Origin of the sequence: Mycobacterium sp. TKK-01-0059, from assembly GCF_000709305.1 — a bacterium.
In the GTDB taxonomy this organism is placed as follows: Bacteria; Actinomycetota; Actinomycetes; order Mycobacteriales; family Mycobacteriaceae; genus Mycobacterium; species Mycobacterium intracellulare.
In genome coordinates this window covers 3,391,495-3,403,255 of record NZ_KL446993.1, presented here as the reverse complement: position 1 = coordinate 3,403,255, position 11,761 = coordinate 3,391,495, and the positions used below count along the sequence as shown (strand labels likewise).

Here is an 11,761-nt window from a genome sequence, read left to right as displayed (position 1 = left end):
CTCGTTAAGCATTCGCGCGGCTTGTCGGCTCATCTGGCAGAGATCCTGTCCACGCGGCGATACTGGCTTCCATGAGTTCCCTCGCCGAGAAAGCGCTCACCGGATTCATCCGGTTCCACGATCACGTGTATCGCGGAACTCACGGCTGGATCGGGCACCGGATGATGTGGATGCCCAGCCTGTTGCTGCACACGGTTGGTGCGAAGACGGGCGCGCCACGCACGGCCGCGCTGGCCTATGGCCGCGACGGCGAGGACTACCTGGTGACCGCGTCCAACGGGGGCGCCGCGCGCTCGCCGGGCTGGTACCACAACGTGAAGGCGCGCCCCGAGGTGGAAATCAACGTCGGCCCGCGGCGTTTCGGCGCCACAGCGCGTTCCGTCCTGCCCGGCGACACCGAATACGACCGGCTGTGGAAGATCGTCAACAAGGTCAACAAGGGCCAGTACGCCAGGTACCAGGAGCAGACGTCGCGCCCGATTCCCGTCGTGGTGCTGACGCCCAACCGCTAGGCCAGGTTGGCCAGCAGCAGCGCCTCGCTGATCGCGGCGCGTTCCAGGACCCCCAGGTGCAGGCTCTCGTTGATGCTGTGCGCCTGGGTACCCGGGTCTTCCACGCCGGTGACGAGGATCTTTGCCTGCGGGAAGGCGGCGGCGAATTCCGCGATGAACGGGATGGAGCCGCCCATGCCCATATCGATGGGCTCGGCCCCCCACGCCCGCCGGAACGCCACGCGGGCCGCGTCGTAGACGTCGCCGCTGGCCTCGATGGCGTAGGGCTCGCCGAGGTCGCCGCGGGTGACGCTGACGTGGGCGCCCCACGGTGCGTGGCTTTGCAAATGGGCGGTGAGGGCGTTCAGGTGCGCGGCGGCGTCGCCGCCGGGGGCCACGCGCATGCTGATCTTGGCCCGTGCCCGCGGGATCAGCGTGTTCGACGCCTTCTCGATGGGGGTGGTATCGATGCCGATCACCGTGATCGCGGGTTTGGCCCACAGCCGTTGCGGCACCGAGCCCGACCCGATCTCCGACACGCCGTCGAGCAGGCCGGAGTCGGTGCGGACCCGCTCGGCCGGGTAGTCGGGGTAGTGCAGCGCGGCGGTGTCGGTTTCGTGCAGGCCCGCCACGGCCACGTTGCCGTCGTCGTCGTGCAGGCTGGCCAGCAACCGCACCAGCACGGTGAGCGCGTCGGGCACCACCCCGCCCCACAGGCCGGAGTGCAGCCCGTGGTCGAGCGTGGCGACCTCCACCACGCAGTCGACCAATCCGCGCAGCGACACGGTCAGCGCCGGGGTGTCGACACTCCAGTTGTCCGAGTCGGCGATGACGATCACGTCGGCGGCCAGCGTGTCGCGGTGGGCGGCAAGCAATCGGGCGAGCGAGGGCGAGCCGGATTCCTCTTCGCCTTCGACGAACACGGTCACGCCGACGGGCGGCCGGCCGCCGTGTGCCCGAAAGGCCGCCAAATGCGTTGCGATACCGGCCTTGTCGTCGGCGCTGCCGCGGCCGTAGAGCCGTCCGTCACGTTCGGTGGGCTCGAACGGCGGCGACGTCCACTGGCCGCGGTCGCCCTCGGGCTGCACGTCGTGATGGGCATACAGCAGCACGGTCGGCGCGCCGGGCGGCGCGGGATGGCGCGCGATGACCGCGGGCGCTCCCCCCTCGCTGACGATCTGCACGTCGCCGAAACCGGCCTGCGACAACAGATCTGCCACCGCCTGGGCGCTGCGGTGCACCTCGGAGCGCCGGCCGGGATCGGCCCACACCGATTCGATGCGCACCAGGTCTTCCAGGTCGCGCCGCACCGACGGCAGCACCTCGCGGACGCGGTCAACCAGATCGCTCATGTCTTCCTCCTACGCGCGCGCCGTCGAGTGTGGGGGCCAGGTACGAAGACCGGCGTGAATTCGTCCAGAGGACCCACACTCGAAGACAGAGGGAGGAGCCTACGTCGTCTCCAGGATCGCCACCGCGGCAGCGGTGTCCCCCTCGTGCGTCAACGACACGTGAATGATCACATCGGCCAGGTGTTTGGCGATGTCGCCGCTCAACCGCACCCGCGGCCGCCCCCACATATCGGTGACCACCTCGATGTCGCGGTGGATGTCCTCGGGCAGCACGGGCCGCTGCGCGAAGCGAGACCCCGACCATGCCTTGATCACCGCCTCCTTGGCCGCCCAGCGGGCCGCCAGGTGACGCGCCGCCGACGAACTCTTGTCCGAGGCGTCGCGGCGCTCACCCGGGGTGAACGTCTCGGCGAAAACAGTTCCCGGCTGGTCGACCTGCTCGGCGAAATCAGGGATGGAGACGAGATCGATGCCTACTCCGACGATCGCCACGCACCGACCCTAGCCGACGTAAAGATCGTCTTCGCCGAGGCGGGCGTCGGCGTTGAGCAACATCGCCGCCTCCTGACGCTTCTCCGGCTCGTCGTGGTTGAACCGCCGGTCGGCCGGCTTCTCATACATCGGACGCCCGCCGGCGATCGCGGAGGCAAGCCGGCGCTGACCGGCCAGCAGGCGCTGCTCGGCCCGCTTGCGGTAGCCGTCCCGATCGGCCGGGTCCAGCGCGGCGATGAACGCCTGCGGGTGCACCAACGCGATCAGACCCGACACGTGGCCGAAGCCGAGGCTGGTCACCAGACCGGCCTTGAGCGGGAACTTGCCGCGCAGGTCCAAAGCCTCACGCACCCAGACGAAGTGACCGGCGGTGGCCAGCTCGTCGTCGACGCAATCCAGGCTGCGGTTGGGCGGGATGACGCCGTCACGCAGCATCTGGCACAGGCCCATCAGCTGGAACGCCGCCGCGCCACCCTTGCTGTGACCGGTGAGGGTCTTCTGGCTCACCACGAACAGCGGGTTGCCCGGCGACCGGCCCATCGAGTCGGCCAACCGCTCGTGCAGCTCGGTCTCGTTGGGGTCGTTGGCCAGCGTCGAGGTGTCGTGCTTGGACACGACCGCGATGTCGTCCGCCCCCACACCCAGCTTGGCCAGCGAGCGGGCCAGCTGCGAGTCCTTGCCACCGCGGCCGGCGCCGAGGCCTCCGAGCCCGGGCGCCGGGATCGAGGTGTGCACACCGTCGGCGAAGCTCTGTGCGTAGCCGACCACGGCCAGCACCGGCAATCCCATCTTGGCCGCCAGCGCGCCGTTGGCCAGCAGGATGGTGCCACCGCCCTGGGCTTCCAGGAACCCGAGGCGGCGCCGGTCGTTGGCGCGCGAGAACTTCGAATCGCTGATGCCCTTGGCCCGCATCATCTCGGTGTCGGCGGTGGCCGCCATGTCACCGAAGCCGATGATGGCCTCCAGGGTCAGGTCGTCGAACCCACCGGCGACCACGAATTCGGCCTTGCCGAGCCGGATCTTGTCCACGCCCTCCTCGACCGACACGGCGACCGTCGCGCAGGCCGCGACCGGGTGCACCATCGCGCCGTAACCACCGACGTAGGACTGCATGACGTGGGCCGCAACGACGTTCGGCAGCACCTCCTGCAGGATGTCGTTCGGCTTGGCCCGGCCCAGCAGGTTGCCGTGGTACATGGTCTGCATCGAGGTCATGCCGCCCATGCCGGTGCCCTGCGTGGAGGCCACCAGGCTGGGGTGCACCCAGCGCAGCAGCTCGGTCGGGGTGAAGCCCGAGGACAGGAACGCGTCCACGGTCGCCACGATGTTCCACAGCGCCACCCGGTCAATGGAATTGGCCATGTCCGGGGTGATGCCCCACACCGTCGGGTCGAACCCGGTGGGGATTTGCGCGCCGACCGTCCGCGACAGCTTGGTCTTCCTCGGAACGCGGATCTCGGTGCCCGCCTTGCGGATCACCTCCCAGTCGCTGGAGTCCGGCACCGGCCGGGCCACGGTGTGCTCGGGATCGAACTCGACGAACGCACGCGCGTCGGCCTCGCTGGACACCACGAACGAGAAGTCCTTGTCGAGGAACACACTGACCAGAAGCGGTGAGGCGTGATCGGGATCGATCGCACCGTCGTCGACGAATTCGCGGATGCCGCACCGCTCGACCACGGCGTCGTGGTAGCGATCGACCAGCTCCGACTCGTCGACCAAGTCGCCGGATTCGGTGTCGTACCAACCGGGTTGGGGATCGTCCTCCCACTTGACCAGTCCGGTGGTCCAGGCCAGCTCGAGCACACCGGCCGCCGACAGCTCGCCGGCCACCTCCATCTCGAAGCGGGTCCGCGACGAACCGTACGGCCCGAGTTCCGCGCCGCCGACGATGACCACCAGGTCGTTGAGGTCGACGTCGAGGTCCGCCCATTCGGGGGGCGGCGCGGGGCTGTAGCCGCGCGGTGGGGACGGCAAGGCGGCGATGCCGCCCTCGGCCTCGGGCGCCTCGGGGTCGTCGTCCTCGCCCGAGGCGGATCGCTCGCGGGCCTTGGCGGCCAGCTCGGCCATGTCGAGGTTGGCCTCCCCGAGCCCACCGGTCAGGTCGGCCTTGATCGGCTCTGCGGCGGCCGCCACCTTCGACTCGATGTCGCAGAGGGCCAACAGCATTGCCGCCATCTCGTCCGTCGAGTACGTGGTGACGCCGGCCTCCTCGACCGCGTCGACGATGGCGTCGTTGTGGCCCATCAGCCCGGTGCCGCGGGTCCAGCCGATCAGCGCGTGCGCCAGGCTGACCCGTGCCGCCCACGAGGATTCGGCGTGCCAACGACTCACCAACGCGTCGAGCGCCGACTTGGCCTCACCGTAGGCGCCGTCACCGCCGAACATTCCGCGGTTGGGTGAGCCGGGCAGCACGACGTGCAGCCGCGACGCGATGTCGCGCTCGGCGCCGATCTTCGATAGCCCGCCGATCAACCGCTGCACCGCCCACAGCAGCACCTTCATCTCCATCTCGGAGCGGGAGCCGGCCTCCGACAGGTCGCCGACGACGCGCGGCGCCGCGAACGGGAACAGCAGCGTCGGGGTCTGCGCGTCCTTGATGTGAATCGACTGCGGCCCAAGGCTTTCGGACTGCTCGGTGCCGACCCACTCGACCAGGGCGTCGATATCGGAGTAGGAGGCCATGTTGGCCGCGACCACCCACAGCGCCGCGCCGTAACGAGCGTGGTCGCGATACAGGCCCCGGTAGAACGCCAGCCGCTCGTCGTCGAGCTTCGACGTTGTGGCGATGACCGTGGCGCCGCCGTCGAGCAGTCGCGCGACGACCGACGCCGCGATCGAGCCCTTGGAGGCCCCCGTCACCACGGCGACTTCGTGTGCGTAGGGGCCGGGATCCGGATTCTCGGCGCCGGCCGCGATCCGGCCGAACAGCGACGCGTGGATCTGCCGGCCCGCGGACAGGGCCTTGCCCTGCCACCAGGTGGCCTGGGTGGCCACGACATGGCCTGCGCCCTCGAACCTTTCGGACAGCTCCACCCACCGGGCGTCGATGTCGCCCTCGTCGGTCAGCCACAGCTTGACCAGGTCCTCGCGGGCGCTGGCCCACCGGTCGTCGAACAGCACCGCCTTCTTCGGCTCGAACACGGGCGCGACCAGGCGTGGCCAGTCCGCGCCGAGTTCGGCGGTCACCAGGTCGATCAGCTCGGCATCGGTGGCCGCCGGCGACGCGCTGACCGGGTCGTCGAGGCCCAGCTGGTTCAGCACCAGGCGGGCCGCCGAAGCCAGCACGCCGTCGCGTCCGGTGATCTGGGCGGTGAATTCGCCCAGCGCGGCCGCGTCGATGGTCGCACCGCCACCGCCACCGCCCGACGATGGCAGCGCGACCGAGATGCCGTGGCGCGCGGCGACGGACGCGACCGCGGCGTCGATGGCCTTGTCGACGGCGGCGGCGTCGGCCAGGGCCCCCTCGTGCAGATGACCCATGGCGCCGCCGCGGACGCTGGTGCCCTCGCGGGTTCCCAGCGCCACTTCGACCGTGACGTGCTTGGCCCAACCCTCGCCCAGCTCCCAGGTCTTCTTGACCCGCTCGGCGATGGCGGCGGGCCGCTTGCCCGACGGGCCCAGCACCGTGCGCAGCTGGTCGTTGATCGCGTCGGAAAGCACTGGGCCGTAAGGCTTGTAGGTGCGCGCCAGCTTGGTCACCTGGGCGCGCAGCCCGGCCAGGTCGGCTTCGGCGGCGCCGTCGATGGCGCCGAGGTTCAGCTCCGAACCCAGGTCCACCAGCAGCTGGTTGCGCCGCGATGAGGCACCGTCGGTGATGGATTCGATGGAGTCCAGCTCCTCGATCTGGTCGATGCGCATCTTGGCCGACAACGCGATCAACGCCAACGTCGCGTCGGCGGCGTCGAATCCGATGTCGTCGGGGCGCGGGCCCGATGCGGCGGCCGCCGGTGCCGGGGCGGCCGGGGCGGCCTCCACCGGCGAACCGGATGCCTCCGGTGCCTCGACCGCGACCTCGTCGACCTCGGGCTCCGGCTCGGGATCGGTGTCGGTCGCGAACAGCACCGCGGCGTCGCGCTCGGCGTTGAGCACTTCGACTGTGCTGTGGGCATATTCGGGGAGCTTGAGCGTGTTGGTGGCCAGCCCGGCGACGGTCGGCGCGGACTTCACGCCGATCTCGACGAACCGCTCCACACCCAGGCCGCCGGCGGCCTCCTCGGTGAACAGCAGGTCCTGGGTCTCGATCCAGCGCACCGGGCTGGCGAACTGCCAGGCCAGCAGCTCGATCAGGACGGTGCGCGCCATCTCGATGCGACGCTCGGCGAGCCAGGTGTCGTAGTCGGCGAGGATGGGGTCGAGCGGCTCGGCCGGCACCAGGTCACGGATCTCCTGGATGAAGTCGCGGTCCAGGGTGAACGGGCGGGGCACCAGGTTGGGGATGTAGCGCCCGATGATGACGTCGGGATCCTTGTCGCGCGGCATGACCCGGTCGAGGGAGCGCCGGAACTCCGCGACGCCCACCCGCAACACCCGCGAGTGGAACGGCACGTCGATGCCCGGCACCAGGATGAACGAGCGCTTGCCGCCGGTGATCTCGCGACGCCGCTCCACCTCGGCCTCCAGCGCCTCGAGCCCGCGGACCGTGCCGGCGATCGCATACTGTGAGCCGCGCAGGTTGAAGTTGACGATCTCGAGGAACTCGCCTGTGCTCTCGGCGATTCCCGCCACGAACCCCGGGACCTCGTCATCGGGGAGGTCGATCTGCGACGGCCGGATCGCCGCCAGCCGGTAGTTGGACCGGCCCAGCTCGTCGCGGGGCACGATGTCGTGCATCTTCGATCCACGGTGAAACACCGTCTCCAGCAACGCTTCCAGCTCATAGATGCCGGTCACGCAGGCCAGCGCGGTGTACTCGCCGACGGAGTGCCCGCAGGCGATCGCGTCTTCGACGAAGGCCCCCTGCTCGCGCATCTCGGCGACCTGCGCCGCCGCCACCGTGGCCATCGCGACCTGGGTGAACTGCGTCAGGTACAGCACCCCCTCGGGGTGGTTGTAGGGCACCCCGCTGGCGATGATGCTGGTCGGGTTGTCGCGCACCACGTGCAGCACCGAGAAGCCGAGTGTGTCGCGGGTGAACTTGTCCGCCTTGTCCCACACCTTGCGGGCGGCCTTGGACCGGGCGCGCACATCCATGCCCATGCCCTTGTGCTGAATTCCCTGACCGGGGAACGCGTAGACGGTGTGCGGGGCGGCCAGGCGCGCCGTCGCCGACATCACCAGGTCGGATCCAACCTTGGCGGTGACCTCCAAAACCTCTGCGCCCTGGTCGATCCCGACACGGTCAACGCGGAAGGCGACCTCGTCGCCGGGACGCACCATGCCCAGGAAGCGGGCGGTCCAGCCGATCAGCCGCGCCGGCGGGCGGGCCTGGCCGTCGGTGGCGGTCACCGCGTGCTGGGCGGCCGCCGACAGCCACATGCCGTGCACGATGGGCGATTCCAGGCCGGCCAGCAGGGCGGCGGCCCGGTCGGTGTGGATGGGGTTGTGGTCGCCGGACACCACCGCGAACGGTCGCATGTCGACGGGCGCGGTGGTGGTGACGTCGCGGCGGCGCCGACGCGGAGTGTCGGTGGCGTTTTCGGAGACCGCGCCACCGGCGCGCACCGGGTCGGCCAGTTCGGCCGCACCGGTGCGTCCGAGGATCGCAAAGCGCTCGTCGAGGGTCGCGATCACCTCACCGTCGGCGCCGGCGATGGTGACCGAGACGGGAACGACACGCCCCATATCGGTGTCGGCGGCCGCCAAAGCCGTTGCGGTGATCGTCAATTGGGCCGGGTTCTTCGGCAGCGCGCCGATCATGTGCGCGGCGTGGTCGAGATGCACCAGGCTCAGCAGCCCCTCCACCACCGGGATGCCGGTGTCGGTGACCGCCGAACCGATTGCGGAGAAGACCGCGGGCCAGCACGGGCCAACGAGGGCGTCGGGCACGGTGGTGAGGCTGGGCGCCAACGGCTCCCCGAAGGTGGCCGTGACACCGGTGTGGTCGGCGACGCGCTCGGGGTCCCAGTCCACCGTGACGGTGGCCGTTCCGTCGGTGACCGGGGGCATGAACTCCGGCCCGTCGACGCCGGCGGCGATCGCCAGCACCGACCGCATGGCCGTGGCGGCATCGTCGGTGGAGACCACCGGCGTCGCGCCGTCAAGGGTGTTGGGGGGCAAGGTGAACGGGATCTCGACCCAGACCCCCGACACCGGGACGCTGAGGACGACGCGGTCGCCTTCGACCTGCAGCCGCGCCCCGGTCGACGAGTGCGTGGCGCGGCGGCTTTCGGGTCCTTCGGAGTCTCCGTGCACCAGCCACTCGGAGGGGTCGGCGATCCGGTGGACCGGGTTGATCGCCGTGCGGCCGGCCCACTGCACGTCCGGGGCGTCCAGCACGACGGCCAGCGGCCCGGTCACATCCGCGCGGCCGGTGCGGCGCGACGTGACGGCCGTCGGCTCGATCCCGGCGGCCAGCGCCTCGTCGACGGCCGCCTGCTCGAAGCGGTCCAGCAGTTCACCGACGGGTTCGTCCATTCGGGTGATCCCCGCGACGGCCGCGGTGCCCGGAATGATGCACACCTGGTCGGCGTCGTAGCGGGCATCGTGGGCCTGCCACAGCGAGTCGCTGCGCCACCAGCGCCGCACATCCTTGTCGATGACCGGCACGAAGTTGACCGGCTTGCCCACCGTCTTGCACAGGGTGACGAAGAACGGAACGTCGGCCGGGTGCAGTTGGACCGTCTCGGCGTCGGGGTAGCGCTCGAGCAGCAGATCGATCGCCGCCCCGGGGTTCTCCAGCAGGGCCTCGTCGTTGAAGAGCGTCTCGATGGGGCCGAAATCCTTTGGGTGCAAACGCGCTTCGGCGCGCTGCAACATCTGCTGGAAACGGTCGCGCCAGGTGTCGGCCAGCCACGGGCTGCCCGGCGCGGCGGTGTCGGCGGTGGAGTCGCCGTCCCCGATGGCCAGCTCGACGTAGCGCTGCAGCCACTGCAGGTAGGTCATCTCGCCGGCGTCGCCGAAGTACGGCTTGGCGGTGGTGGCCATCGCCGCGATGATCTCGTCGCGGCGCTGAGCCACGGCGTCGGCGTCACCGGCGACCTCGTCGAGCAACCGTCCGCAGCGCGAGGCGCTGTTGTCGATCTCGTGAATGTCCGCGCCGAGCTGGCTGCGGCTGGATGCCATGCCACCGGAGGCTTTCCCGGCGCCGATCCACTGGTCGGTGCCCTGGGTTTCCACCAGCATCCGCTTGACCGACGGCGAAGTCGTGGCCTCCTTGGCCGCCATCGCCGCGGTGCCGACCAGGATGCCGTCGATCGGCATCAGCGGGAAACCGTAGGCCTGCGCCCAGCGCCCGGACAGGTAGTCGGCCGCCCGCTGGGGCGTGCCGATGCCGCCGCCGACGCAGACGGTGATGTTGGAGCGCGACCGCAGCTCCGAGTAGGTCGCCAGCAGCAGGTCGTCGAGGTCCTCCCAGGAGTGGTGGCCGCCGGCGCGCCCGCCCTCGATGTGCGCGATCACCGGTTTGGTAGACACCTCGGTGGCGATGCGGATGACCGAGCGGATCTGCTCGACGGTGCCGGGCTTGAAGACGACGTGACTGATGCCGACGTCGCCCAGCTCCTCGATCAGGTCGACGGCTTCCTCGAGCTCGGGGATGCCCGCGCTGATGACCAGCCCGTCGATGGCCGCGCCGGACTGACGCGCCTTCTGCACCAACCGCTTGCCGCCGACCTGCAGCTTCCACAGGTAGGGGTCGAGGAACAGCGCGTTGAACTGGTAGGTGCGACCGTCCTCCAGCAGCTCGGAGAGCTCGTCGATCCGGTTGGCGAAGATCTCCTCGGTGACCTGCCCGCCTCCGGCGAGCTCGGCCCAGTGGCCGGCGTTGGCCGCGGCGGCCACGATCTTGGCGTCGACCGTGGTCGGGGTCATGCCCGCGAGCAGAATCGGCGAGCGGCCGGTCAGGCGGGTGAACTTGGTCGAGAGCTTGACCCGGCCGTCGGGCAGGCGAACCAGCGTCGGCGCGTAGCTCGACCAGGCCCGCGCCACCTCGGGGACGGCGCCGACGGTGAAGAGGTTGCGCTGACCGCCGCGGGTGGCGGCGGGCACGATGCCCACACCCAGGCCGCGGATCACCGGTGCGGTCAGCCGGGTCAGGATGTCGCCGGGACCCAGGTCCAGGATCCACCGGGCGCCGGCGTCGTTGACGCGGGTGATCTCCTGCACCCAGTCGACCGGGCGCACCAGGATGGATTCCGTCAGTTCCCGGGCCAGGGCGACGTCCAGGCCCACCTGCTCGGCCCAGGCGCCGACGATGTCGATGCCGTCGGCCAGGCGGGGGGTGTGGAAGCCCACCTCGACCTGCACCGGATCGAACACCGGCGAGAAGACGTCGCCGCCGCGCAGCTTGTTCTTCCGGTCGGCCTCTTCCTTCTCCGAGATCTGCTGGCAATAGAGCTCGAAGCGGGACAGCTGTTCGGGGGTGCCGGTGATGACGACCGAACGGCGGCCGTTGCGGATGGACAGCACGGGCGGCAGGACGGTCCGCACGTCCTGCGCGAACTCGTCGAGCAGCCGGCTGATGCGCTCGGGGTCCGCATTGGTGACCGACACCATCGGCGGCCGGTCGCCCAGCACGGAGATCCCGCGGCGACGGGCCACCAGCGTCCCGGCCGCGCCGATCAGCTGGGCCAACGCCAGCAGCTCGACGTCGCGAGCGCCCCCGCCCTTGAGCGCCTCGACGGCGAGCACGCCCTGGGAATGCCCGGCGACGGCCACCGGCGGCGTCGCGCTCAGATCCATGCCCTGCCGCGCCAGCGCGCGCACGGCCGCGATCTGGGTGAGCAGCACGCCCGGGATCGATACCGCGGCCGAGGTCAGGTGCTTGTTCGACGGGATCGGGTCCTCGGCGGCCAGCGCGCGGACCCACGTCAGCGGCTCGAAGCCGATGGGACGCACCACGACCAGCTCTTTTGCCACCGGCTCGAGGAGCAGTTCGACCTCACCGACCAGCCCCGCCAGATCCGATTCGATGCCGGCCGACGACACCAGTTCCTCGAGGGTCTCCAGCCAGGCGCTGCCCTGGCCACCGAACGCCACGGCGTAGGGCTCACCGGCCGTCAGGCGGTCGACAAGAGCGTGGGTGTCCCCGGCTGGGTGCGTGCCTCCCTGCGGGCCCTGCCCGTCGCGCTCGGCGGACACCCGGTCATGCTCGTGGATTGTCACCTTCTCTGTCTCCCCTGGTATGCGTCTTTACGTCTCGGTTCGTATGGGCGGTCACCACCAGAGGGTGGGCACTCGCCGGTGCTCCTCGATGCGGCGTGGTTCAGCGTCGAATCACAGCCGGGAAACGGCGGCCGGTGCGTTGTCGGCGACCGCCCGGATGGC

The 11,761-nt window shown here is 70.4% G+C and carries 4 protein-coding genes; 1 reads left to right on the top strand and 3 read right to left on the bottom strand.

Features of this window, described 5'->3' with window-relative positions; all coding sequences use genetic code 11:
- Window positions 1-71 precede the first annotated feature (71 nt).
- Window positions 72-512: a nitroreductase family deazaflavin-dependent oxidoreductase gene (locus K883_RS16305; RefSeq protein ID WP_008255075.1), complete on the top strand. Its 441-nt coding sequence runs from the start codon at window positions 72-74 to the stop codon at window positions 510-512.
- On the opposite strand, the gene K883_RS16300 is transcribed toward K883_RS16305, so the two are convergent.
- The 3 genes from K883_RS16300 to K883_RS16290 form a co-directional block, all read right to left on the bottom strand.
- Window positions 509-1,843: a dipeptidase gene (locus K883_RS16300; protein WP_008255072.1), complete on the bottom strand. Its 1,335-nt coding sequence runs from the start codon at window positions 1,841-1,843 to the stop codon at window positions 509-511. The two genes, K883_RS16305 and K883_RS16300, sit on opposite strands and share 4 nt — an antisense overlap.
- Window positions 1,844-1,942: 99 nt before the next feature.
- Window positions 1,943-2,335: a holo-ACP synthase AcpS gene (locus K883_RS16295; RefSeq protein ID WP_008255070.1), complete on the bottom strand. Its 393-nt coding sequence runs from the start codon at window positions 2,333-2,335 to the stop codon at window positions 1,943-1,945.
- A 9-nt stretch (window positions 2,336-2,344) separates the two neighbouring features.
- Window positions 2,345-11,599 (bottom strand): type I polyketide synthase, encoded by a 9,255-nt coding sequence (locus K883_RS16290; RefSeq protein WP_036454986.1) that lies wholly within the window; start codon window positions 11,597-11,599, stop codon window positions 2,345-2,347.
- Window positions 11,600-11,761 lie beyond the last annotated feature (162 nt).